Origin of the sequence: Amorphoplanes digitatis, from assembly GCF_014205335.1 — a bacterium.
In the GTDB taxonomy this organism is placed as follows: Bacteria; Actinomycetota; Actinomycetes; order Mycobacteriales; family Micromonosporaceae; genus Actinoplanes; species Actinoplanes digitatus.
Genome location: NZ_JACHNH010000001.1, coordinates 7,375,947 through 7,400,682, shown reverse-complemented (window position 1 = coordinate 7,400,682; position 24,736 = coordinate 7,375,947). Strand labels below are relative to the sequence as shown.

General features: G+C 72.1%; 17 protein-coding genes. 16 read left to right on the top strand and 1 reads right to left on the bottom strand.

Annotated elements, in window-relative coordinates; all coding sequences use genetic code 11:
* Window positions 1-42 precede the first annotated feature (42 nt).
* From BJ971_RS32430 to BJ971_RS32420, 3 genes are all read left to right on the top strand, one after another.
* Window positions 43-1,575, top strand: coding sequence for an alkaline phosphatase D family protein (locus BJ971_RS32430; protein ID WP_184996945.1), 1,533 nt, complete (start codon window positions 43-45; stop codon window positions 1,573-1,575).
* Window positions 1,576-1,796: 221 nt separating this feature from the next.
* Window positions 1,797-4,913 (top strand): isoleucine--tRNA ligase, encoded by a 3,117-nt coding sequence (ileS, locus tag BJ971_RS32425; protein ID WP_184996944.1) that lies wholly within the window; start codon window positions 1,797-1,799, stop codon window positions 4,911-4,913.
* Between the two features lie 149 nt (window positions 4,914-5,062).
* Complete coding sequence (locus BJ971_RS32420) at window positions 5,063-5,761, top strand: lysophospholipid acyltransferase family protein (protein ID WP_184996943.1); 699 nt, start codon at window positions 5,063-5,065, stop codon at window positions 5,759-5,761.
* A 33-nt stretch (window positions 5,762-5,794) separates the two neighbouring features.
* Here BJ971_RS32420 and BJ971_RS32415 read toward each other — a convergent pair whose 3' ends face one another.
* Window positions 5,795-7,054, bottom strand: coding sequence for a hypothetical protein (locus BJ971_RS32415; RefSeq protein ID WP_184996942.1), 1,260 nt, complete (start codon window positions 7,052-7,054; stop codon window positions 5,795-5,797).
* A gap of 236 nt (window positions 7,055-7,290) precedes the next feature.
* Between BJ971_RS32415 and BJ971_RS32410 the strand changes: the two genes are divergently transcribed.
* The 13 genes from BJ971_RS32410 to BJ971_RS32350 all read left to right on the top strand — a co-directional run bounded on the left by BJ971_RS32410 (window position 7,291) and on the right by BJ971_RS32350 (window position 24,684).
* Window positions 7,291-8,082, top strand: coding sequence for an alpha/beta fold hydrolase (locus BJ971_RS32410; protein WP_184996941.1), 792 nt, complete (start codon window positions 7,291-7,293; stop codon window positions 8,080-8,082).
* Between the two features lie 4 nt (window positions 8,083-8,086).
* Window positions 8,087-10,606, top strand: a complete 2,520-nt coding sequence (locus tag BJ971_RS32405) for a SpoIIE family protein phosphatase (RefSeq protein ID WP_184996940.1) — start codon at window positions 8,087-8,089, stop codon at window positions 10,604-10,606.
* Entirely contained in the window at window positions 10,603-10,950 is a 348-nt protein-coding gene (locus BJ971_RS32400) for an STAS domain-containing protein (RefSeq protein ID WP_184996939.1), read from the top strand. Before BJ971_RS32405 ends, BJ971_RS32400 begins: the two co-directional genes overlap by 4 nt.
* Window positions 10,951-11,054: 104 nt before the next feature.
* A complete protein-coding gene (locus BJ971_RS32395; protein WP_184996938.1) occupies window positions 11,055-13,007 on the top strand; it encodes a TIGR03960 family B12-binding radical SAM protein in 1,953 nt (650 codons plus the stop codon).
* A 53-nt stretch (window positions 13,008-13,060) separates the two neighbouring features.
* The gene (locus BJ971_RS32390; protein ID WP_184996937.1) at window positions 13,061-13,795 is read left to right on the top strand and encodes a TIGR03936 family radical SAM-associated protein; all 735 of its coding nucleotides are present in this window, start codon (window positions 13,061-13,063) and stop codon (window positions 13,793-13,795) included.
* Window positions 13,796-13,926: 131 nt separating this feature from the next.
* Window positions 13,927-16,983: an Rne/Rng family ribonuclease gene (locus BJ971_RS32385; protein WP_184996936.1), complete on the top strand. Its 3,057-nt coding sequence runs from the start codon at window positions 13,927-13,929 to the stop codon at window positions 16,981-16,983.
* A 124-nt stretch (window positions 16,984-17,107) separates the two neighbouring features.
* Window positions 17,108-17,635, top strand: a complete 528-nt coding sequence (locus BJ971_RS32380; RefSeq protein WP_184996935.1) for a hypothetical protein — start codon at window positions 17,108-17,110, stop codon at window positions 17,633-17,635.
* A 170-nt stretch (window positions 17,636-17,805) separates the two neighbouring features.
* Window positions 17,806-18,120: a 50S ribosomal protein L21 gene (gene rplU / locus BJ971_RS32375; RefSeq protein WP_184996934.1), complete on the top strand. Its 315-nt coding sequence runs from the start codon at window positions 17,806-17,808 to the stop codon at window positions 18,118-18,120.
* A gap of 8 nt (window positions 18,121-18,128) precedes the next feature.
* Window positions 18,129-18,386 carry a 50S ribosomal protein L27 gene (gene rpmA, locus BJ971_RS32370; RefSeq protein WP_184996933.1) on the top strand — a complete coding sequence of 86 codons (258 nt, stop codon included), beginning with the start codon at window positions 18,129-18,131 and terminating at the stop codon, window positions 18,384-18,386.
* An 80-nt stretch (window positions 18,387-18,466) separates the two neighbouring features.
* A complete protein-coding gene (obgE, locus tag BJ971_RS32365) occupies window positions 18,467-19,966 on the top strand; it encodes a GTPase ObgE (protein ID WP_184996932.1) in 1,500 nt (499 codons plus the stop codon).
* A gap of 69 nt (window positions 19,967-20,035) precedes the next feature.
* The gene (locus BJ971_RS32360) at window positions 20,036-20,491 is read left to right on the top strand and encodes a GNAT family N-acetyltransferase (RefSeq protein ID WP_184996931.1); all 456 of its coding nucleotides are present in this window, start codon (window positions 20,036-20,038) and stop codon (window positions 20,489-20,491) included.
* 75 nt (window positions 20,492-20,566) lie between these two features.
* Window positions 20,567-23,077, top strand: coding sequence for an aminopeptidase N (gene pepN / locus BJ971_RS32355; RefSeq protein WP_184996930.1), 2,511 nt, complete (start codon window positions 20,567-20,569; stop codon window positions 23,075-23,077).
* 59 nt (window positions 23,078-23,136) lie between these two features.
* Window positions 23,137-24,684: a hybrid sensor histidine kinase/response regulator gene (locus BJ971_RS32350; protein ID WP_184996929.1), complete on the top strand. Its 1,548-nt coding sequence runs from the start codon at window positions 23,137-23,139 to the stop codon at window positions 24,682-24,684.
* Window positions 24,685-24,736 lie beyond the last annotated feature (52 nt).

Genomic DNA, 24,736 nt, shown 5'->3' with positions numbered 1-24,736 from the left:
CGGTGACGCGCGGGCTTCATGTCGCGCCGAGAGCCTCCGGTCATGACCTCCATCGATCGACGCAGCCTGCTGCGGGCCGGGCTGGCCGGCGGCGTTCTCGGTGCCCTGCCGGCCGGGCCGGTCTTCGCCGGCTGGTCGGCGGACCGGCCGGTGCTGACACACGGCGTGCAGTCCGGCGACGCCACCGCCGACTCCGCGGTCGTCTGGGCCCGCGCGGACCGTCCTGGCCGGATGTTCGTCGAGGTGGGCCGGCGCCCGGACCTGCGCGGCGCCCGCCGCGTGCGCGGGCCGGTGCTGACACCGGACACCGATTTCACCGGCAAGGTGCGCCTGCGCGGCCTGCCGCCGGGGCAGCGGCTGCACTATCGGGTACGGGTGGAGAGCATCGACCGGGCCGGCCTGTTCAGTGAGCCGATCGACGGCTCGCTGACCACCGCGCCGACCCGCAGGCAGGACGTCTCGTTCGTGTGGACCGGCGACGTCGTCGGGCAGGGCTGGGGTATCGACCCCGCGTACGGTGGGCTGAAGCTCTTCGACGCGATGCGCGAGCGCCGGCCCGGCTTCCTGCTGCACAGCGGCGACACCGTGTACGCCGACGGACCGCTGCCGTCCTCGGTGGCGCTGCCCGGCGGCCGGATCTACCGCAACCTGGTGACCGAGGAGAAGTCCAAGGTCGCCGAGACGCTGCGCGAGTACCGCGGGCAGTACGCGTACAACCTGCTCGACGACGCGTACAAGGCGTTCGCCGCGGAGGTGCCGCAGATCAACCAGTGGGACGACCATGAGGTGGTCAACAACTGGTACCCGGGCGAGATCCTCGACGACGCGCGCTACACGGAGAAGCGGGTCGACGTGCTGGCGGCGCGGGCGCACCGGGCGTACCACGAGTGGGTGCCGGTGCCGGGGCGGTCGGGCCCGGTGCACCGCCGGATCTCGTACGGGCCGCTGCTGGACGTGTTCGTGCTGGACATGCGCACGTTCAAGGACGTCAACGACGGCAACACGTACGCCGATCCGCGCCGCGGCCTGCTCGGCGCCGAGCAGCGCGAGTGGCTGATCCGCGGCCTGCGCGCGTCGCGGGCGACGTGGAAGGTGATCGCCAACGATCTGCCGCTGGGTGTCGTGGTGCCGGACGGCCCGGCCGCCCAGGAGGGCGTGGCACAGGGCGATCCGGGCGCGCCGAAAGGCCGGGAGCTGGAGTTCGCCCAGGTCCTGCGCGCGGCGCACCGGGCGGGCGTCACCGGCATCGTCTTCCTGACCGCGGACGTGCACTACACGGCCGCGCACCACTACGACCCGGCGCGGGCCGCGGTGCAGGACTTCACGCCGTTCTGGGAGTTCGTGTCGGGGCCTGCCCACGCGGGCGGATTCGGCCCGAACGCGCTGGATGCGACGTTCGGCCCGAGTGTCGCGTTCGTGCACGCGCCGCCGGTCGCGAACACCTCGCCCGCCGACGGCTACCAGCACTTCGGCGAGGTGCGCATCGACGCCGCCACCGGGGCCTTCCGGGTGGACCTGCGCGACCGTGACGGCGTCTCGCTGTGGAACACGACCCTGCCGGCGCCGCCGCGTTGACGGGCTGCCGGTATCGTTGGGCGTTCAGGCACTGATCCGGCCATCACCGGGGAGTCTCCGGAAGAACGGGCGTTCGCCTCAGTAGAACCGGACGGTCGCGGCCCGTCACAGCCGCAGAACGAGCGGGCGTCGCGCAGGCGACGTCAAGCGAGGTGGTACCGCGGGCTCCGGCTCGTCCTCGCAGACCACGACAGTGAGCTGCGCGAGGAGAGCGACCACCGATGTCCTACCCCAAGCACACCCCCGCGACGGGCGTGCCCGCGAGCCCCGACCTGCCCGCCGTCGAGCGCGCCGTGCTCGACCACTGGACCGCCGACAAGACCTTCGAGGCCAGCGTCGAGGCCCGGCCCGCCGGGCAGGACGGCAGCAACGAGTACGTCTTCTACGACGGCCCGCCGTTCGCCAACGGCCTGCCGCACTACGGCCACCTCTTCACCGGCTACGTCAAGGACCTGGTGCCGCGGTACCAGACGATGCGCGGCAAGCGCGTCGAGCGGCGGTTCGGCTGGGACACCCACGGGCTGCCCGCCGAGGTCGAGGCCGAGAAGCAGCTCGGCATCACCACCAAGGCGCAGATCCTCGAGCTGGGCGTCGACAAGTTCAACGAGGCCTGCCGCACCTCGGTCCTGGCCTACACCAAGGACTGGGAGCGTTACGTCACGCGCCAGGCCCGCTGGGTCGACTTCGGCAACGACTACAAGACCCTCGACACCGACTACATGGAGTCGGTGCTGTGGGCCTTCAAGACCCTGCACGACAAGGGCCTGGTCTACGAGGGCTTCCGGGTGCTCGCGTACTGCTTCCGGTGCGAGACGCCGCTGTCCAACACCGAGACCCGTATGGACGACGTATACCGGGACCGGACCGACCCGGCGCTGACCGTGACTTTCCAGCTGGAGACCGGCGAGAAGATCGCGGTGTGGACGACCACGCCGTGGACGCTGCCGTCGAACCTCGCGCTCGCGGTCGGCCCGGACATCGAGTACGCGATCCTCGAGAAGGACGGCGAGAAGCTGATCCTCGGCGCGGGGCGCGTCCCGGCGTACGCCAAGGAGCTCGAGGGTTTCGAGCAGGTCGGCACCGTGCTCGGCCGGGATCTGGCCGGGCGCCGCTACACGCCGCTGTTCGACTTCCTGGTCGAGCAGGCCGGCCCGAACGCCTTCCAGGTGCTCGCCGCCGACTACGTGACCACCGAGGACGGCACCGGGGTCGTGCACCAGGCGCCCGCGTTCGGCGAGGACGACCAGACCGTCTGCAACGCGGCCGGCATCCCGACGATCGTGACCGTCGACGAGCACACCCGGTTCACCGCGCTCGTGCCCGACTACCAGGGCGTTCAGGTCTTCGACGCCAACAAGGCGATCATCGCGGAGCTCAAGGGCCGCGGCGTCGTGCTGCGCCACGACGGATACACCCACTCGTACCCGCACTGCTGGCGCTGCGACACGCCGCTGGTCTACAAGGCCGTGAGCTCCTGGTTCGTCGCGGTCAGCACGTTCCGGGACCGGATGGTCGAGCTCAACCAGGAGATCACCTGGACGCCGTCGCACATCAAGGATGGCTCGTTCGGCAAGTGGCTGGCGAACGCCCGCGACTGGTCGATCAGCCGCAACCGGTTCTGGGGCTCGCCGATCCCGGTGTGGAAGTCCGACGACCCGAACTACCCGCGGGTCGACGTGTACGGGTCGCTGGCCGACATGGAGCGTGACTTCGGCGTCGCCGTGACCGACCTGCACCGGCCGTACGTCGACGAGCTGACCCGCCCCAACCCGGACGACCCGACCGGGAAGTCGACGATGCGCCGGGTGCCGGAGGTGCTCGACTGCTGGTTCGAGTCCGGGTCGATGCCGTTCGCGCAGGTGCACTACCCGTTCGAGAACAAGGACTGGTTCGAGCACCACTACCCGGGCGACTTCATCGTCGAGTACATCGGGCAGACCCGCGGCTGGTTCTACACCATGCACGTGCTGGCCACGGCGCTGTTCGACCGGCCGGCGTTCCGCAACTGCCTCAGCCACGGCATCCTCCAGGGCGCCGACGGCCGCAAGATGTCCAAGAGCCTGCGCAACTACCCCGACGTGTACGAGGTGTTCGACTCGTACGGCTCGGACGCCATGCGCTGGATGCTGATGTCGTCGCCGGTGCTGCGCGGCGGGGACATGCCGGTGACCGAGACGGCGATCCGCGACTCGGTGCGCCAGGTGCTGCTGCCGCTCTGGAACGTCTGGTACTTCTTCAGCCTGTACGCCAACGCCGCCGGGCACGAGGCGACGCTGCGTACCGACTCGGCGCACCTGCTCGACCGCTACATCCTGGCCAAGACCGACGAGCTCGTCTCGGAAACCACGCGGCAGCTCGACGAGTACGACATCTCGGGTGCGGCCGCGTCGGTGCGCTCGTACCTGGACGCGCTGACCAACTGGTACGTGCGCCGCTCCCGGGACCGCTTCTGGGCCGGCGACGCCGACGCGTTCGACACCCTGGCCACCGTGCTGGAGACCCTCTGCCGGGTGGTGGCGCCGCTCGCGCCGCTGACCGCGGAGGAGATCTGGCGCGGCCTGACCGGTGAGCGCTCGGTGCACCTGACCGACTGGCCCGAGGCCGGCGCGTTCCCCGCCGACCACGACCTGGTCGCGTCCATGGACGCGATCCGCGAGGTGGCCTCCGCGGCGCTCTCCCTGCGCAAGGCCAAGGCCCTGCGGGTACGGCTGCCGCTGGCGAAGCTTACGGTCGCCAGCCCAGACGCCAATGCGTTGAGGCCGTTCGCCGACCTGCTGGCCGACGAGGTCAACGTGAAGGCCGTCGAGCTCAGTGCCGATCTCGCCGCGTACTCGCAGCAGGTGTTGACCGTGGTGCCGCGCGCACTCGGCCCGCGCCTGGGCAAGCAGGTCCAGGTGGTCATCAAGGCCGTCAAGGCCGGCGACTGGGAGCTTGTCGACGGCGCGCCGGTCGTCGCCGGCGTCGCCCTCCAGGAGGGCGAGTACGAGCTCAAGCTCGTCGCCGCCGACGCGGAGAACTCGGCGCCGCTGCCGGCCGGCCGCGGCGTGGTCGTGCTCGACACCGAGGTCACGCCCGAACTGGCCGCCGAGGGGCTGGCCCGCGACGTGATCCGGGTGGTGCAGCAGGCCCGGCGCGACGCCGGGCTGGACGTGTCGGACCGGATCTCGCTGCTCGTCGCCGCCACGCCGGCGGTCTCGGCCGCGGTCGAGACGCACCGTGACTTCGTCGCGGCGGAGACGCTGGCGACCTCGCTGGCCCTCGACCCGGGCGCGACCGGTTTCAGCGGCGAGGCCGGTGACGGCGAGGCCGTCACGGTGTCGGTCACCCGGGCGGGGTGAATCCCACCGCCGGTCGGCTCGGCTTTTGCCTGCTTCGGCGGTAAATGCCGAGCCGGTCGGAGGCTGCCCCGACAGGGGTTTTCCGGTCGGTTTCCGATAACCTCGAACTGCCCCCTCATCAACTTGGAAGTCCCCGCCGGAGGAACACGTTGCCGCTGCTCTACTCGATCGGCAAGATCACTGTCGGTAAAGCGATGACACTCGGCTGGCGGCCGCACGTCGAAGGTCTCGAAAACATCCCCGCGTCCGGCGGCGCCATCTTCGCCGGAAACCACCTGTCCGTCGCCGATGAGCTGTTCCTCGGCGCGGTCGTGCCCCGGCACATCGCGTTCTGGGCCAAGGCCGAGTACTTCCGCGGCGGCGGCGTCGGCGGCAACGTCACCAAGTTCGTGCTGGAGGGCCTCGGCGCAATCAAGGTCGAGCGCGGCGGCGGCCGCGCGGCGCTGGCGGCGTTCGACGGGGCGATCCCGGTGCTCAAGGCCGGCGACATGGTCGCCGTCTACCCCGAGGGCACCCGCTCGCCGGACGGCCGGCTGTACCGCGGGCGCACCGGCGTGGCCCGGCTCGCCGTCGCGGCCGGCGTGCCGATCATCCCGGTCGGCATGATCGGCACGGAGAAGGTGCAGCCGATCGGCCAGCGCATCCCCCGGCCCGTCAAGGGCAAGGTCACGATCAAGTTCGGCGCGCCGATCCCGACGGACGGCCGCAGCGACGACCGGACCGCGCTGCGCACGCTGACCGACGAGGTCATGGCCGAGATCCAGAAGCTCACCGGCCAGGAGTACGTGCCCCGCTACGCACCGCCGCGCGGCACGACGCCGGAGAAGCCCGAGACGCCCGAGGCGTAGCCGACGGAGGGTGACCCCTACCAGGGGTCACCCCTATCGGCGGACGAGCACCGAGCTGCGGACCAGGCCGGTGAGCTCCGCGCTCTCCGCCACCGAACGCCTGGTGAACATCACGGTGCCGAGGCTGCCGTGGTCGGCCCAGGCGCAGACGACGACCGCGCTGCCGCCCTTGCGCCCGACGCCGCAGCGCTCGTGCAGGCCGGTTTCGCCCAGGTCGTACGGCTCGATGTCCTTGATCCGGTATCCGTCGGCCAGGTGCGCGATCTCGGCCTCGACGTCCTCCTGCGGCGTGAGCCGCAGCCCCGTCGTGCCGAAGACGGTCACCTTCTTGCCCTTGCCGTCCGCGTAGATACCGGCGAAGACGTCGCCCTGCACCAGGCTGGTGCCGCGCAGCTCCTCGGTGAGCCGCTCGACGGCCCGCCGGCTCGCGCCGTCCTCCCGCAGGTCCAGGTCGGCTATCGACGCCGGCAGGTCCGCCGTGACCGGGTATTGGCTGGCCGCCGGCCAGGCGAGATAGCCGGGCACGCCACAGCAGCAGACCAGGCTGACCAGGGTGAACAGGAAGAGCCGGCGCGGCCAGCGGCGCTTGCGGCGCGCCGGTGGCAGTGGCCGCCGCCCCGGCGGAGCCGCCGGCGGGCGGCCCTGCGTGGGGCGCTGCCACGGCGGCGGCGCCGGGGGCGGGGCCGGGCGCGACTGCGGCGGCGCCGCCGGCGGCCGGGGCTGAATCGGGAGCCGGTTGACCGCGGTGGCCGGCGCCTTCCTGGCGCGGTTGCGGCCCCAGCGGCGCTTCGTGGGCGCGGCGGGCGCGATCGCGGGCGGCATCCCTCCGGCGGTCGGCGCGATCGCGGGCGGCCCTCCCAAGGCCGGCGCGCTCGCCGGCGGCATCGGGGGTCGGGCGGGTGCGGGCGGAACCGGCGGGTCGGTGCGGGTCGGCGGCAGGGGCGGTCCGATGCGGGTGGGCGGCATCGCGCCCACGATCCGGGTGGGCGGCATGGCCTCCGGGAACGGCAGCTCGGCCTGCCAGGGTGTGTCCTGGTCGGCCCACGGATCCACCGCGGGCGTCACCGAGGGGTCATCGCGGCCGGCCCAGGGGTCGGCGGGCGGCGACGGTCGGTCCTCCCCGCGGCGGCGCGACCACCAGGGCCGCCGCGGCACGTGCGGCGGGACGACCGCGGAGCCGCTCCACCGGGCCGCGGTGACGCCGTCGGCCGGGGTCGGGTCGTCCGGGGCGTCCGCACCGCCGGCGGGTCCGGGCGCCGGTGCGGCTGGATTCTCCGGCTGCTGGTCGGCCATCCGTCGATCTCCTCCCACCGCTGGTACCGGGCCGTCGCATCGGTCGCCATCCGGGCGCCTTCCGCCAGGTTAGAGCCGGGCCGCCACCTCGCCGATGTTGATCGAATCACCCGATCGACGGGCGTGACGTTCTCCGCCCGTACCGGAATCGATGAAGATCCTTCGCAAACGACGGACATGGGGGGCGATGTGGGAGACGGCCCGGAGTCGTATGGTGACCCGGTGGTGAGCATGAGATGAAAACGACTCAGCGAAACGCGGTCACCGTGACCGGCCGGGCGAACGGCCGGCCGATGGTGTTCGCGCACGGCTTCGGGTGCGACCAGAACATGTGGCGCTACGTCACCCCGGCGTTCCAGGACACCCACCGCATCGTTCTCTTCGACCATGTCGGCGCGGGCCACTCCGACCTGACGGCCTACGACGACGAGCGTTACTCCACTCTCGACGGGTACGCGAGCGACGTTCTACAGATCCTGCACGAGCACGAGCTGCACGACGTCGTCTTCGTCGGCCACTCGGTCAGCGCGATGATCGGCGTGCTCGCCGCGATCCGCGAGCCGGAGCGCTTCGCCAAGCTGGTCCTCGTCGGACCGTCGCCGTGCTACATCGACGACGGCGACTACGTCGGCGGCTTCGGCAAGAGCGACATCGAGGAGATGCTCGAGTCGCTCGACAGCAACTATCTCGGCTGGTCGAGCGCGATCGCGCCGGTCATCATGGGCAACGCAGACCGACCCGAGCTCGGCGCCGAGCTGACCAACAGCTTCTGCGCCACCGATCCGGAGATCGCCAAGAAGTTCGCCCACGTGACCTTCATGTCCGACAACCGGGCGGACCTCGCGAGCCTGCGCACCCCGGCCCTGATCCTCCAGTGCACCGACGACGTCATCGCGCCGGGTGTCGTGGGTGCCTATGTGCACGAGCACCTGGCGGGGAGCACACTGGTGGTCATGAATGCGACCGGCCACTGCCCGAATCTCAGCGCTCCGGCGGAGACGGTCGCCGCCATCAGGGCCTACCTGTAACCCGATGACGGACAGCGGCGACGGCGGGCCGGACGTGACGCAGGACGTGGAGGTGCCCTGGGAGGAAGACCCGGGTGACCTCTACGACCATGCGCCGTGCGGCTACCTGACGAGCCTGCCCGACGGCACGATCGTCAAGGTCAACGAGACGTTCCTGGCCTGGACCGGCTACGACCGTCACTCGCTGATCGGCCGGCGGCGGTTCCGCGACCTGCTCAGCCCCGGCGACAAGATCTATTACGAGACCCACTACGCGCCGCTGCTGAGCATGCAGAACGACGTGCACGAGGTGGCCTTCGACCTGATCTGCGCCGACGGCCGCCGGCTGCCCATCCTGGCCAACTCCATCCTGGGCCGGGACCCCGCCGGCCTGCCGCGGGTCATCAAGACCACGATCTTCAACGCCACCGAGCGCCGCGGGTACGAGAAGGAGCTGCTCGCCGCGCGGCGCGCCGCCGAGGCCTCCGAGCGGCGGGTCCGGGTGCTACAGGAGATCGTGGCCGACCTTGCGGCGGCGCCGACCGAGTCCGATGTCGCCGACACCGTGGTGCGGGTACCGGTGCCGGCCTTCGGCGCGAGCACGGCGACGGTCTGGCTCTGCGATGCCGACCGGGACCAGCTGACCGCGATCGCATGCACCGACTCCGGGGGCCTGGCCCGCGACGACATCCCGCGCGGCTCGTCGCGGGCCGTCGCCGAGGTGGCCCGGCGCGGCGACCTGCACGTGATCGGCTCGATCGAGGAGGCCGAGGAGCACTTCCCGGACCTGGCCACGGCGATGCTGCGGGACCGCCACGGCACCGTGGTGCTGCTGCCGCTGACCGCCGCCGCCGCTGCCGCCTCCGCCGAGGAGCCCGCCGGCGTGGAGGTGCTCGGCGTGCTCTGCTTCGACTTCGCCGAGCAGCGCGAGCTCTCCGACAGTGAGCTGCGGGTGGTCCGGCTGCTCGGGCAGCAGGCCGGGCAGGCGCTCGACCGGGCCCGGCTCTACGACGACCTCCGCCGGCGCGAGATCCGGTCCACGTTCCTGGCGGAGACGACCCGGGCGCTGGAGGTGGTGCCCCGGCTCATGCCCCGGGCACGCCGGCTGATCGAACGCATGGTGCCGGAGATGGCCGAGTGGGCGTCGGTGCGGCTACAGGTCGGTCCCGCCGGGATGCTCGCCGACGCCGGCCGCCCGGAGCCCGATCCGGAGCGGCTTGCCGAGCGGATCGCCGAGGTGTTCGAGAGCGGACAGGCCCAGCTCACCGATGAGAAGGGCCCGGACCCCGGCTGCGCGGTGCTGCCGCTGGTGGCGAACGGCAAGGTGTTCGGCACCCTCGCGCTGCGGATGGCGCCGGGCCGGCGTACGGCCGTCGCCGAGGCGGTCTTCTTGGCCGGTCTGGCCGACCGGGCCGGGCTGGCGCTGGAGAACGCCCGCCTCTACGAGCAGGAGCGGGCCATCGCCCGGACCCTGCAACGCAGCCTGCTCGCCAACGACCTGCCCTCGGACCCGCGGTTCGCGATCGAGTCCCACTACCAGGCCGCCGCGCACGACCTCGAGGTCGGCGGCGACTGGTTCGACGCCTTCCAGATCAACGCGGACAAGCTTGCCGTCGTGGTCGGCGACGTGGTCGGGCGGGGCATCGACGCGGCCACCACGATGGGCCAGCTGCGCAGCGCCATCCGGGCGCTCGCCTCCGCCAAGGCCGGGCCGGCGCGCCTGCTCGAGCGCCTCGACCGGTTCGTCGAGCGGGTCGAGTCCGCCCGGATGGCGACGGTGGCTTACGCGGAGGTCGACCTGTCGACGAACGAGATGACCTACGCCTGCGCGGGGCACATGCCGCCGCTGCTCGTCGAGCCGGGCTCCGCGCCGCGCTACCTGCTCGACGCCCGGTCCGGGGCGCTGGGATCGCGCGCCGGGCGCGGCGCGCGGCTGGAGCACCGGATCCGCCTCGCCGCCGGCAGCCGGCTGCTGCTCTACACCGACGGCCTCATCGAGCGCCGCAACCGGGGCATCGACGCCGGGTTCGAGGTGCTCGCCCGGGCGTACGCGGGCCGCCGCGGCTCGCCGCTGCCCGGGCTGGCCGCGGGCCTGGCGGACTTCCTCGTCGGCCGGGAGCACTCCGACGACGTCTGCCTGCTCTGCCTCTCGATCGGCGTCGAGGAGCGGCTGGAACGCTCGATCGGCGCGGACCCGCTACAGATCGCGCTGCTGCGCAAGGACCTGCGCGGCTGGCTGGTCGCGAACGGCGTCGACGACGAGAGCACCCAGGCGGTGCTGCTGGCCTGCTCGGAGGCGGTGGCCAACGCGATCGAGCACGGCTACCGCGACGACCCGTTCGGGGTGGTCGAGGTGGTCGCCGCGGTGACGCCCGAGGCCGTCGAGGTGCGCGTCCGGGACCAGGGCCAGTGGCAGGCGACGAACGGCGACGGCGCCCGCGGCCGTGGGCTCCAGCTGATCCGTCAGGTGATGGATCAGGCGTCGTTCGATCACGACGAGGGCACCACGGTGACGATGCGGCGTACCCGCCTGGAGGCGCGATGACGACCGACCGGTGGGTGACCTTCGCCAAGCTGGGCACGGTCGACCTGGTCCGGCTGGCCGGCGAGATCGACCTGGCCAACGCGCCGGAGATCGGCCGCGAGATCGTCCGGCAGACCGGGCACGCCGGCGCGGTGCTCATCGATCTGACCGCGGTCTCGTTCCTGGACAGCGCGGGTGTGCGGCTGCTCGACGCGCTGGTCGGCGACCTGGACGATCAGGGCACCCCGATCCGGTTCGTGGTGGGTACGACCGGCCCCGCGCGGATGACGCTGCAACTGTGCGCATTCCGTGAGGACCTGCTGGCCACCGACCTGACCCGGGCCGCAAACGAATTGGCACCCTGAGCCGCGTACCCTTGGGCCCAAATGAGCGAGCTTGCCGCGGCGAGCGGATCATCAACTCGGCGCGCGACGAATGTCATCGCCGGAGCGCCAGCGGAGGCGATGGCATGAGCGTGGACTCGGTTTTTCCCCAGTTGGAGCAGTTGCTGCCCAGGGTGAGCAAGCCCATCCAGTACGTGGGCGGTGAGCTCGGCGTCGTGGTCAAGGACTGGGACGCCTGCACCGTGCGGTGGGCGCTGATGTATCCCGACGCCTACGAGGTCGGCCTGCCCAACCAGGGCGTCCAGATCCTCTACGAGGTGCTCAACGAGCAGAGCGACGTGCTCGCCGAGCGCACCTACGCGGTCTGGCCGGACCTCGAGGCGCTGATGAAGGAGAACGGCGTACCGCAGTTCACCGTCGACGCGCACCGGCCGGTCGGCGCCTTCGACGTGCTCGGGCTCTCGTTCGCCACCGAGCTGGGCTACACCAACATGCTGTCGGCCCTCGACCTCGCGCGGATCCCGCTGATGAGCGCGGACCGCGACGAGAGTCACCCGATCGTGCTCGCCGGCGGCCACGCCAGCTTCAACCCGGAGCCGATCGCCGACTTCATCGACGCCGCCGTGCTCGGCGACGGCGAGGAGGCGGTCCTCGAGATCACCGGCATCATCCGGGAGTGGAAGGCCGAGGGCTGCCCGGGCGGCCGCGACGAGCTGCTCCTGCGGCTGGCGCGCACGGAGAGCATCTACGTTCCCCGCTTCTACGACGTCGACTACCTGCCCGACGGGCGCATCCAGCGCGTCGTGCCGAACCGCCCGGACGTGCCGTTCCGGGTGCACAAGCGCACGACGATGGACCTCGACGCCTGGCCGTACCCGAAGAAGCCGCTGGTGCCGCTCGCCGAGACCGTGCACGAGCGGTACGCCGTCGAGATCTTCCGCGGCTGCACCCGGGGCTGCCGCTTCTGCCAGGCCGGCATGATCACCCGCCCGGTCCGGGAGCGGTCGATCACCACCGTGGGGCAGATGGTCAAGGAGGGGCTGGAGTTCTCCGGCTTCTCCGAGGTCGGGCTGCTCTCGCTCTCCAGCGCGGACCACTCGGAGATCGGCGACATGTGCTCCGGCCTCGCCGAGCAGTACGCGGACACCAACGTCTCGCTGTCGCTGCCGTCGACCCGGGTGGACGCCTTCAACATCGACCTGGCGCAGGAGCTGTCCCGCAACGGGCGGCGTACCGGCCTGACGTTCGCGCCCGAGGGCGGCTCCGAGCGGATCCGCAAGGTCATCAACAAGATGGTGACCGAGGAGGACCTGATCCGGACGGTCGTCACGGCGTACTCGAACGGCTGGCGCAGCGTGAAGCTCTACTTCATGTGCGGCCTGCCCACCGAGACCGACGACGACGTGCTCCAGATCGGCCGGATGGCGCACGAGGTGATCAAGGCCGGGCGGATCGCCACCGGCACCAAGGACATCAAGTGCACGGTCTCCATCGGTGCGTTCGTGCCCAAGCCGCACACACCGTTCCAGTGGGCGGCGATGGAGCGGCCCGAGGTGATCGACAACCGGCTGCGGATGCTCAAGCAGGAGATCAACAGCGACCGGTCGCTGGGCCGGGCGATCGGCTACCGGTACCACGACGGCGAGCCCTCGCTGATCGAGGGCCTGCTCTCGCGCGGTGACCGCCGGGTCGGCGCGGTGATCCGGCGTGCCTGGGACAAGGGCCAGCGTTTCGACGGCTGGAGCGAGCACTTCTCGTACGCCCGCTGGGTCGAGGCCGCGGCCGAGACGCTGCCCGATTTCGGCGTCGACCTGGACTGGTTCACCACCCGCGAGCGCGAGCAGCTCGAGGTGCTGCCCTGGGACCACCTCGACTCCGGCCTGGACAAGGACTGGCTCTGGCAGGACTGGCAGGACTCGAAGAGCGAGTACGAGCAGGACGACTGCCGCTGGACCCCGTGCTTCGACTGCGGCGTCTGCCCGTCGATGGACACCGAGATCCAGATCGGCCCCACCGGCAGGAAGCTGCTGCCGCTCACCCCGACGAACGGGCTGCGCTCCCCGGCGCACACGCACTGACCAGGAGAAACGTCATCGCCAAGAACCAGCCGGTCGGCGGCCAGGCCCCGGTCGTGCAGCGGATCCGCCTTCGCTATGCCAAGCGCGGGCCGCTGCGCTTCACCTCGCACCGGGACTTCGCCCGGGCGTTCGAGCGCGCGCTGCGCCGCGCCGCCGTGCCGATCGCCTACTCGCAGGGCTTCACCCCGCACCCCAAGATCTCGTACGCGAGCGCGGCGCCGACCGGCGTCGGCAGCGAGGCGGAGTACCTGGAGATCGGGTTGCAGGCCGAGGTCGACCCGGCGGAGCTGCGGGTCGCGCTGGACGCCGCGCTCTCGCCCGGGCTGGACATCATCGACGCCGTCCTGGCGACAGAGGGTAGCCTCGCCGACCGGATCAACGCCTCCCGCTGGCTGATCGAGCTGCCCGAGATCGAACCGGCGGTCGCCGCCAACGCCGTCGAGGCCTTCCTGGCGGCGCAGGAGGTGCAGGTCGAGCGCATGACCAAGCAGGGACGGCGGTCATTCGACGCGCGGTCCGCGGTGACCGTCTTCGCGGTGAGCAAGCAGTCTGACGCACCTTCCGAGGGCGCGGCCGCACCGTGTGCGATAATCGACCTTGTCGTGCGGCAGGTTACTCCCGCCGTCCGACCCGATGACGTCCTTTCCGGCCTGCGCGTGGTGGCTGGCCTGGAGCCGCCGGTCCCCCCACGGGTGACTCGGCTGGCTCAGGGCACTCTCACCCCGCAGGGGGAGATCGTCGATCCGTTGGAAGCGGATCGCGAGGGCGCCACCATCGGAGGGCGCTGACCGCTTCGGTCTGCGTCCGCGTTGGCAGACTTCGGCAGCCCGTCCGACTGAGTCGGGGCCGAAAAACTTGCGGCGACCCTGCGTGGCAGCGCTCACCCGCGCCCGGGGCCGCCAGAACTGGAGAGCGCCCCATGCTCGATAACGAGCCACAGGGCGGTGAACGGGACGGAGCCACAACTCCTTCCGTCGATGCCGCCGAGAGCACCGCACCCGCGCGCCGGACCCGGGCGCCACGGCGCAAGGCCACGCCGGCCGCCGAGCCGGCGGCCGACGCACCCGGCGCCGAGTCGGCGGACGCCGTCGACGCCGCACCGGCGCCGGCCCGCAGCCGTCGTAAGAAGGCCGCGGCGCCCGCCGCGGCCCCCGCCGCATCCGAGCAGGACGCCGCAGAGGCCGCCGAGGGCGAGCCCGTGGCGCCGGTGAAGGCCACCCGCAGCCGCCGCAAGGCCGTCGCGCCGGTCTCGGTTCCCGAGCCGGTCGCCGAGGAGCCGGTCGACGAGGACGAGCCCGTAGCCGAGGAGCCGGTGGCCGAGACTCCGGCCGCCCCGCTGATCGGCGTGCTGCCGCTGGACGGCGACTTCGTGGAGGAGGCGCCGGCGCCGCGCACGCGTACCCGCCGGGCCGCAGCCCTGCCCCCGGCCGTGCTGTTCATGCCGCCCGAGCCCGAGACCGAGCCCGCACCGGTCCGCCGCACCCGTCGCGGTGCCGCGGCGGCCCCGGTGGCCGCCGCGCCGGTGGAGCCGGTGGCCGACGAGCCGGTCGCCGAGCCCGTCGCCGACCAGGAGTCCGAGCCCGCCGAGGGCGCCCGCCGCACCACCCGCGGTCGCCGTCGCCGCGGCGCGGCCGCCGAGGAGCCGGCGGAGGCCGCCCAACTCCTCGAGCAGCCGGTGCTCGACGAGACCGACGAGTCCGCCGACGAGTCCGACGAGGGCGCCGAGGACGAGCTGGACGAGGACGGCAACAGCCGCCGCCGTCGCCGCCGCGGGCGCCGTGGCCGGGGCCGCGGCAAGGGCCCGTCCGACGAGGGCGACGACACCGAGGCCGAGGCCGCCGCGGAGGAATCCGCGGAGGCGGACGGCGAGGACGAAGAGGACGCCGAGGACGGCGACGGGGTCACCCGCCGCCGGCGCCGCCGGCGCCGCAAGGGCTCCGGTGACACCGAGACCGGCGGCGTCGAGGACGGCGTGCACACCGTCGTCCGGGTCCGCGAGCCGCGTACCCGTGAGCGCTCCGACGAGGTGCAGGGCGTCTCCGGCTCGACCCGGCTCGAGGCCAAGCGGCAGCGCCGGCGCGACGGTCGTGAGCAGCGCCGTACCCGGCCGCCGATCCTGAGCGAGTCCGAGTTCCTGGCCCGCCGGGAGGCGGTGGACCGGGTGATGGTGGTCCGGCAGAAGCCCGACCGCACCCAGATCGCGGTGCTCGAGGACGGCGTCCTCGTGGAGCACTACGTGTCGCGGGCCACCTCCGGCACCATGGTCGGCAACGTCTACCTCGGCAAGGTGCAGAACGTGCTGCCGAGCATGGAGGCGGCGTTCGTCGACGTCGGCCGGGGCCGCAACGCGGTGCTGTACGCGGGCGAGGTCAACTGGGACGCCACCGGGCTGGAGGGCCGGGCCCGCTCGATCGAGCAGGCGCTGCGATCCGGCGACTCGGTGCTGGTGCAGGTCACCAAGGACCCGATCGGGCACAAGGGCGCCCGGCTGAGCAGCCACATCGCGCTCTCCGGCCGCCACCTGGTCTACGTGCCGAACGGCAACGCCTCCGGCATCAGCCGCAAGCTGCCCGACAACGAGCGCAAGCGGCTGCGTGACGTGCTGAAGAAGCTGGTGCCGGACGGCGCCGGCGTCATCGTGCGTACCGCCGCCGAGGGCGCCAGCGAGGAGGAGCTGGCGCGCGACGTCAAGCGGCTCCAGGCGCAGTGGGAGGACATCCAGGCCAAGGCGGCGGAGGGCCACGCCCCGGCGGCGCTCTCCGAGGAGCCCGACCTGGTCATCCGGGTGGTCCGCGACCTGTTCAACGAGGACTTCCGCGAGGTCGTCATCCAGGGCGAGCAGACCTACGGCGAGGTGGAGAGCTACCTCGACTCGGTCTCGCCCGAGCTGCTCGACCGGCTGCACCGGCACACCGGCGTCGGGGACATCTTCGCCGAGAAGCGCATCGACGAGCAGATCCTCAAGGCCCTGGACCGCAAGGTCTTCCTGCCCTCCGGCGGTCACCTGGTCATCGACCGCACCGAGGCGATGACGGTGGTCGACGTCAACACCGGTAAGTACACCGGCGCGGGCGGCAACCTGGAGGAGACGGTCACCCGTAACAACCTCGAGGCGGCCGAGGAGACCGTCCGGCAGCTCCGGCTGCGGGACATCGGCGGCATCGTGGTGATCGACTTCATCGACATGGTGCTGGAGAGCAACCGCGAGCTGGTGCTGCGCCGGCTGACCGAGTGCCTGGGCCGGGACCGGACCAAGCACCAGGTCACCGAGATCACCTCGCTCGGCCTGGTGCAGATGACCCGCAAGCGGATCGGTGCCGGCCTCATCGAGGCGTTCACCGAGACCTGCGACCACTGCAAGGGCCGCGGCCTGATCATCCACACCGAGCCGGTGCCGGAGAAGCGGACCGGCGGCGCGGTCACCCAGGTGAAGGCGGTCGCCGCGGCGGCACGCACCGAGGCGCCCGCGCAGCAGCCGAGCACCAAGTCGCGGCGGCGCCGCGGCGGCGGTGGCGGCGAGGCGCCGGCCGAGCCCGAGGTCGTCGCCGCGCCCGTCGAGGAGCCTGCGGCGGTCGAAGAACCGGCGGCCGTGGAAGTCGTGGAACACGCACATGCGCTGCCCGCGGAGGACCCGGTGGCCGAGACGGCGGGCCTGCCGCCGCGCAGCTCGGGCGTCGTCGCAACGGCCGGGTCGGGGATCGTGGCCCGCACCGCGCCGGTGGTCAGCGCCGGTTCCGACGATGACGACTACGACATCAGCGGCTACGACCTCTCCCGGTACGAGACCAACGGGGCGAACGGCGCGGACCACCCGGCCGAGCCGCTGCGGCTGACCGGCTCGGACGACCCCGACGCGGCCGATGAGGACGACGAGGACGAGGACGGCGAGGACGGCGACGACGAGCCCGTCGGCGCGGGAGCGGGCGGCCGGCGACGGTCGCGCCGCGGCGGCACGCGGCGGCGTACCCGCCCCTGACAGCGCTGACCGGGCGGCTCCGGCGGGGGTAATCCCTGCTGGGGCCGCCCGGCCCATGTCCGCCGGTCGATGTCGGCTACCCTCGTGATCCCCCGAGTCACGTCCCCGAGGAGTACCGAACACCATGCGACGCCTGCTGTCCGTGACCGCCGTGAGCGGCGCCCTTCTCCTGCTCGGCACCGGCTGCTCGAGCGGCAAGTCGGCGGAGAACGCCACCGCGGCACCCGTACCCGCCGTCTCCGGGCCCGCCGCGTCCGGGCCGGCCGCCGGCGCCTCGGCCGGTGCCGCCCTGCCGGGTGAGGCGGACGCGGCGCTGTCCGGCAACTCCGAGGCGATCTGCCAGCAGGCGGCGAAGACCGGCGGCGACGCCGCCAAGAACTTCGCACAGGACCTGACACTGCTGATCGAGGCCGAATCGTCGCAGGACAAGGATTCGGTGATCAAGGCCAAGCAGAAGACCGCCCGTGACGTGGAGAACTACTCGTTCGCGCTCAAGGACATGTCGAAGCTGGCCGCCGACCCGAAGCTGAAGGCGGCCCTGGCCGACATGGGTTCGCAGGTCACGGCCCTCAAGGGCGACGTGCGCAAGGTCGACTCGGAGCAGCTCACCAAGCTCCAGAAGACCCTCGACAAGGCCTGCGGCAACGGCTGAGCACTCCCCGGTTTGGGTGCAGGCCCGCTCATGAAGTAGTCTTTCTGACGGCGCATTTTCGTGCGCCTGTTCCGTGCGCGCCCTGGGATTTCACCCGTCGGGTGCACGCCGGATCCAGTTTCATCCGCCAGCAGCTCTTTCGCTGCGTAAGTCTCAGGGAGTCCGCGTCGATGTACGCGATCGTCAAGACCGGCGGCAAGCAGTACAAGGTTGCCGAGGGCGACGTGATCGAGGTCGAGAAGCTCGCGGGTGTGCCCGGCGACGCCCTGACGCTCGCCGCGGTGCTCCTCGTCGACGGTGACAACCTGGTGACCGATGCGGCCAAGCTTGCCAGCGTGACGGTGTCCGGCGAGATCGCCGAGCACACCAAGGGTCCGAAGATCCGGATCCACAAGTTCAAGAACAAGACCGGCTACCACAAGCGCCAGGGGCACCGTCAGCCGCTGACCCGCGTCAAGGTGACCGGCATCTCCAGCGGGAAGTAGGGGCAGCCATGGCTCACAAAAAGGGTGCTTCCAGCTCCCGCAACGGCCGCGACTCCGCCGCCCAGCGGCTCGGTGTCAAGCGGTTCGGCGGCCAGTTGGTCAACGCCGGCGAGATCCTGATCCGCCAGCGTGGCACGAAGTTCCACCCGGGAGAGCTCGTCGGCCGCGGTGGCGACGACACGCTGTTCGCGCTGGCCAAGGGCAACGTGCTCTTCGGCCACACGCGGGGTCGCAAGACCATCAGCATCGTGCCGGTCGCGGAGTAGATCCACGTCACAGCGGGCCGCGGACCTCTCGGGTCCGCGGCCCGCTGTTTGCTTTTGAGGTTTGAGGTAGGAGACGCAAGGTGGCAACGTTCGTCGATCGAGTCGTGCTGCACCTGCAAGCAGGTGACGGCGGCCACGGCTGTGCCTCCGTGCGCAGAGAGAAGTTCAAGCCGCTCGGCGGCCCCGACGGCGGAAACGGCGGGCACGGCGGCGGCATCACGCTCGTGGTCGACCCGCAGCAGCACACGCTGCTCGACTTCCACTTCCGCCCGCACGTCAAGGCGCAGAACGGCACCGGCGGCGCCGGCGCGAACCGGGACGGCGCGAACGGCGGCGACCTGGTCCTGTCGGTGCCGGACGGCACCGTCGTGCAGACGCCCGACGGCGAGGTCATCGCCGACCTGATCGGCGCCGGCACCACGTTCGAGGTGGCCCGCGGCGGGCGCGGCGGGCGCGGCAACGCCTCGCTGGCCAACACCCGGCGCAAGGTGCCCGGCTTCGCCGAGCTGGGCGAGCCCGGCGACCAGCTGGACGTCGTGCTCGAGCTCAAGAGCGTCGCCGACGTCGGGCTGGTCGGCTTCCCGTCGGCCGGCAAGTCGTCGCTGATCTCGGTCATGTCGGCCGCCAAGCCGAAGATCGCCGACTACCCGTTCACCACCCTGGTGCCGAACCTTGGCGTCGTGCAGGCCGGCGACCACACCTTCACCGTCGCGGACGTGCCCGGCCTCATCCCGGGCGCCGCCACCGGCAAGGGCCTCGGCCTGGAGTTCCTGCGGCACATCGAGCGCACCTCGGTGCTGGTGCACGTCCTGGACGCGGCCGCGCCCGAGATCGAGCGGGACCCGCTGGCCGACCTGGACGCCATCGAGGCCGAGCTGGCGGCGTACGGCGGGCTCGAGGAGCGGCCGCGGCTGGTCGTGCTCAACAAGATCGACATCCCGGACGGCCGGGACCTGGCCGAGATCATCCGGCCCGAGCTCGAGGCGCGTGGCCTGCCGGTCTTCGAGGTCAGCGCGGTGACCCGCGAGGGGCTCAAGGCGCTCACGTACGCACTCGGCGAGGCCGTCGCCGCGAACCGGCTCGCCACCCCCGAGCCCGAGGCGACCCGGGCCGTGGTGCGGCCCCGCGCCGTCGACGAGAAGGGTTTCACCGTCGAGCGCGACGCCGAGGGCGTCTTCGTGGTGCGCGGCCAGCAGGTCGAGCGCTGGGTCCGGCAGACGAACTTCGACAACGACGAGGCGATCGGCTACCTCGGCGACCGGCTGGACCGGCTCGGTGTCGAGGCCGCGCTGGCCAAGAAGGGCGCCGAGGCCGGCGACCCGGTCCGCATCGGCGAGCGCGAGTTCGACTGGCAGCCCAACACGGGCGACTACGTCTCCGGCCCCCGCGGCACCGACATCCGCCTCGAGGAGACCAACACCCGGGCCAGCGCGGCGGCCCGGCTGGCGGCCCGCAAGGCCCGCCGGATCCGCAACGACGACGAGTTGCTGCACATGGCCGAGGACGGCACGGTCAGCACGATCTCGATGGCGTCCAAGCCGGTGCTGGTCGAGGACGAGGACGACGAGGACGACGAGTAGGTCTTGCGGCCGGGTTACGGCCAGACCCCCGCAACCCGGCGGAAACGGGCGGCACCTAGGGTTTCGGGCGTGCTGATCGAATCGCGTCCCTCGTCCGACGCCGAGCTGACCGCCCTGCTCATCGCCCAGCAGAAGGAGCTGAGCGAGGCGGACGGCGGGCTCGACGGCGTCGTGTACCCCCTGCACGACGACGCGGCGTACCTGGTCGTGGTCGTCGACGGGCGGGCGGTGGCGTGCGGGGCCTGGCAGGCCCTCGAGCCCGGCGTCGCCGAGCTCAAGCGGATGTACGTGCGCCCCGCGTTCCGGGGCCGGGGCATCGCGCGGCAGCTCGTCGTCGCGCTCGAGGAGGAGGCGCTGGCCGCGGACCGGCCGGTGACGCGGCTCGAGACGGGCACCTACCTGCCGGCGGCGATCGGCCTGTACACCTCGACCGGCTACGCCCCGATCCCGGCATACGGCGAGTACGCCGGCAACCCGTTCAGCGTGTGCTTCGAGAAAACGCTGGCGGCGGTCACGGCGCTCTGACGCCGGGCGCACGACTTTCCCGCCACGCGTGGCGTCGGACTGCCGTACCGACTTGCGGGACGGCATGATGGGCGGATGCCGAGCCTCACCCGCGCCGAGGCGATCGCCCGGGCCGCCACCATCACCGTCACTGGGTACGAGATCGATCTTGATCTGACCGGTGACGGCGACACCTTCCGTTCCCGGACGGTCCTGCGCTTCGCGGCGCAGGCCGGCGCGACCACGTTCGCCGAGCTCGAGCCCGCCGAGTTGATCTCGGCGACCCTCAACGGCGCGCCGCTGGACGCGGCCGCGCTCGCCGAGGAGCGGCTGGCGCTGGCCGGGCTCGCGGAGACCAACGAGCTGGTCGTCGACGCCCGGATGACCTACTCCAACACGGGGGAGGGGCTGCACCGCTTCACCGACCCCGCCGACGGCCGCGTCTACCTGTACGCGCACATGTTCCTGGACGGCGCCCGCCGGATCTTCCCGTGCTTCGACCAGCCGGACCTCAAGGCACCCTTCACGCTGCGGGTGAGGGCGCCGGACGGCTGGCTGGTGGCGGCTAACGGGGAGCCCGCCGGCCCGGCCGCGGACGGCCGCTGGCAGCTCGCCACCACCAAGCCGCTGTCGACCTACTTCGTGTCGCTGATCGCGGGGCCTTACCACGTGCGCACCGCGGAGCACGACGGCATCCCGCTCGCGCTCTACTGCCGGCAGGCGCTGGCCGAGCACCTCGACGAGCAGGCCGAGGAGATCTTCACGGTCACCCGGCAGTGCCTGGACCGCTTCCACGAGCTCTTCGACGTCCGGTACCCCTTCGGCCACTACCAGCAGGCGTTCGTGCCCGAGTTCAACTTCGGCGCGATGGAGAACCCCGGCCTTGTCGTCTTCCGCGACGAGTTCATCCACCGCTCGGCGGTCACGGACGGCGAGCGCGAACAGCGCGCCATGGTCATCGCGCACGAGATGGCGCACCAGTGGTTCGGCGACCTGGTCACCATGGCCTGGTGGGACGACCTCTGGCTGAACGAGTCGTTCGCCGAGTACCTCGGCACCCGGATCGCCGCCGAGGCCACCCGGTTCACCGAGACGTGGACCACGTTCGCGATGCACCGCAAGGCCTGGGGCATGCGCGCCGACCAGCGCCCGTCCACCCACCCGGTGGCGCCGACCGAGGTCGGCGACACCGCGCTCGCCCTGCTCAACTTCGACGGCATCTCGTACGCCAAGGGCGCGGCGGTGCTGCGCCAGCTGGTCGCCTGGGTCGGCGAGGAGGCGTTCCTGGCCGGGCTCAACGAGCACTTCGCGGCGCACGCGTACGGCAACGCCACCCTCGCCGACCTGCTCGCCGTCGTGCAGAAGGCGAGTGGCCGGGACCTGACAGCCTGGGCGGACGTGTGGCTGCGCCGGGCGCAGATCAACACGCTGCGCGCCGAGGTGCGCCGAGACGCCGAGGACCGGTACGCGGAGGTCACGGTCGTGCAGACCGCCCCGGAGCGGTATCCGACCCTGCGCCCGCACCGGATCGGCGTCGGCCTGTACGACCGGGCACCGGACGGCACGGTGGCGCGCCGCAGGCTGCTCGAGGTCGACCTCGACCCGGCCGTCGACGGCGGCCGTACCCGGCTGCCGGAACTGACCGGCGAGCCCGCGGCCGATCTGCTGCTGGTCAACGACGGCGACCTGACCTACGCCAAGATCCGGCTCGACGACGCGTCCGTCGAAGCCGTGCCGCTGATCCTGCCGATGCTCGACGACTCGCTGACCCGCGCGCTGCTCTGGAGCGCGACGCTGGACGCGGTCGAGGACGGCGAGCGGCCGGTCGCCGAGCTGGTCACCCTGGTCCTGGCGGCGCTGCCGGTCGAGCGCGAGGTGGTCCTGGTCGAGGACGTGCTGCGGATGACCTCCGCGCTCGTCGACCGCTACCCGACGCCGGAGACCAGGCCCGCCGCGCTGGAGCTGCTCGCGCAGGCGAGCGAGCGGCTGCTGACCGCCGCGGAGCCCGGCAGCTCGCGCCGGCTGGCCGGCGTGCGCGGCCTGATCGGGGCGAGCATCGACACCGCGCGGCTGCGCGGCTGGCTCGACGGCGAGGGCGTGCCCGAGGGCGTCAGCGTCGACGACGACCTGCGCTGGCTGATCCTCTACCGGCTGGTGGTGCTGGGCGCGGCGGGGCCGGACGACATCGAGGCGACGCTGGCGGCGGACCGCAGCGCGGCCGGCGAGCAGCAGGCGGCCCGGTGCCGGGCGGCGCTGCCCGACGCCGGCGCCAAGGCCCGCGCCTGGGAGTTGATCATCAACGACACGGCCTCCTCGAACCGGATCCTGGAGGCGACGGCGCACGGCTTCTGGCAGCCCGAGCAGCTCGACCTCGTCACCCCGTACGTGGAGAGGTACTTCGCCGAGATGCCCGGGATGCTGAGCCGGCGTACCGGAATGAGCGGGGAGCGGGTCGCCGCGCTGGCGTATCCGTCGCTGGTCGTGACGCCGGAGACCCGGCGGCTCGCCGCGGACCTGCTGGCCTCGCCGGACCTGTCGGCCATCCTGCGTCGCGTGGTGACCGATGGCGACGATGACGTACGTCGTGCGCTGCGTGCCCGAGGATAGATGATTTGCCCTGTATCCCCCGTTCGAGAGGTTAGCCTCGGCGTACGGGGGTGAGGTCGGTGGAGTGGTCCGAGGAGCTGTCCAGCGGCCTGCTGCAAGCTGCGCCGGACGCGATCCTGGTGATGGACGAGGGCGTGATCGTCCTCGTCAACGACCGCGCCGAGGAGGTCTTCGGCTGGCGCCGCGGTGAACTGCTCGGTCAGCGCGCCACCATGCTGCTCGGGGACATCAACGAGGTACCGTCGCTGGCCGGGCTGCGTCGCGCCGCCGACGGGCTCACGGGCGGTATCGGCTTCATCGGAACCGTCGCCCTGCAAGCGCGACGGCGCGACGGCGCGATCTTCCCCACCGAGGCTTCGCTCTCGCGGGTGCAGGGGCCGGAGGGCCGGAGGACGATCGCCGTGGTCCGGGACATGACCGAGCGGCACCGGCTCCAGGCCGAGGCGGAACACCAGCGCAGCGAGGTGCAGGAGCACCGTAACCAGCGGCTCGAGGCGCTCGGCCAGCTGGCCGGCGGCATCGCGCACGACTTCAACAACATGCTCGGCGTGATCGTGAACTACGCGAACTTCGTGATCGAGGAGGCCGAGGCGCCGCAGCCCGATCTCAAGACCATCGCCGCCGACGCCCGCCAGGTCATCCGGGCCGGCGAGCGGGGCACGGACCTGACGCACCAGCTGCTCAAGTTCGCCCGCCGGGACGTCGCCCGGCCACAGGTCCTCGACCTCAACGCCGTCATCACCGACGCCGAGGAGACGCTGCGCGACCTGATCGGCGACCGGGTCGCCCTCATCATCCGTACGGCGGAGTCGCTGCCGCCGGTGACCTGCGACCCCGGCCAGTTGGAGCAGCTGCTGACCAGCCTGGCGTCCAACGCCCGGGACGCGATGCCCGAGGGCGGCCAGCTGGTGATCGACACCGCCGGTGCGCGCCTGGAGGTCGGCGAGCATCCCGACCTCGCGCCGGGTGACTACGTCCGGATACGCGTCTCCGACTCCGGCTGCGGCATGGCACCCGACGTCGTCGCGCGCGCGTTCGAGCCGTTCTTCACCACCAAGGCCAGCGGCGAGGGCACCGGGCTGGGCCTGGCCACCGCGTACGGGATCGTCACGCAGGCCGGCGGCGCCGTCAGCCTGACCTCGGAGCCGGTCCTGGGCACCACGGTGACCGTGCTGCTGCCCGCCGGTGCCGGCGAGCAGGAGGTCGTGCCCGCCGCCGAGCCGGTGCTGACCGCCGGGCACGGTGAGACGCTGCTCGTGGTCGAGGACGAGGCGGCGCTGCGCGACGTGGCCGGCCGAATCCTGTCCGGCGCGGGCTACCAGGTCCTGTCGGCCGAGGGCGGCGCCGAGGCCCTCGAACTGGCGTCCCTGCACGAGGGGGCGATAGATCTGCTGGTCAGCGACGTGGTGATGCCCGGGATGCTGGGCAAGGAGCTGGCCGAGCGCCTGACACACGTACGCCCGGACACCCGCGTGCTGTACATGTCCGGGTACGCCCAGCCGGTGCTGGCCTCGCAGGGCACGCTGGACCCGGGAGTCGCGCTGCTGGAGAAGCCGTTCACGGCCGCGGATCTGCTCTGCGCGGTCCGCCGCCGGCTCGACGGCTGATCCAGGGCACGTCTGGAGGATCATGGCGTCGCCGAGCCGAGGTCCAGGTTTC

Bases quoted from the DNA above. Each gene is read 5' to 3' on its own strand.
- BJ971_RS32430 (WP_184996945.1), top strand. From the start codon at position 43: ATGACCTCCATCGATCGACGCAGCCTGCTGCGGGCCGGGCTGGCCGGC.
- ileS (WP_184996944.1), top strand. From the start codon at position 1,797: ATGTCCTACCCCAAGCACACCCCCGCGACGGGCGTGCCCGCGAGCCCC.
- BJ971_RS32415 (WP_184996942.1), bottom strand. From the start codon at position 7,054: ATGGCCGACCAGCAGCCGGAGAATCCAGCCGCACCGGCGCCCGGACCC.
- BJ971_RS32410 (WP_184996941.1), top strand. From the start codon at position 7,291: ATGAAAACGACTCAGCGAAACGCGGTCACCGTGACCGGCCGGGCGAAC.
- BJ971_RS32405 (WP_184996940.1), top strand. From the start codon at position 8,087: ATGACGGACAGCGGCGACGGCGGGCCGGACGTGACGCAGGACGTGGAG.
- BJ971_RS32400 (WP_184996939.1), top strand. From the start codon at position 10,603: ATGACGACCGACCGGTGGGTGACCTTCGCCAAGCTGGGCACGGTCGAC.
- BJ971_RS32395 (WP_184996938.1), top strand. From the start codon at position 11,055: ATGAGCGTGGACTCGGTTTTTCCCCAGTTGGAGCAGTTGCTGCCCAGG.
- BJ971_RS32385 (WP_184996936.1), top strand. From the start codon at position 13,927: ATGCTCGATAACGAGCCACAGGGCGGTGAACGGGACGGAGCCACAACT.
- BJ971_RS32380 (WP_184996935.1), top strand. From the start codon at position 17,108: ATGCGACGCCTGCTGTCCGTGACCGCCGTGAGCGGCGCCCTTCTCCTG.
- rplU (WP_184996934.1), top strand. From the start codon at position 17,806: ATGTACGCGATCGTCAAGACCGGCGGCAAGCAGTACAAGGTTGCCGAG.
- rpmA (WP_184996933.1), top strand. From the start codon at position 18,129: ATGGCTCACAAAAAGGGTGCTTCCAGCTCCCGCAACGGCCGCGACTCC.
- pepN (WP_184996930.1), top strand. From the start codon at position 20,567: ATGCCGAGCCTCACCCGCGCCGAGGCGATCGCCCGGGCCGCCACCATC.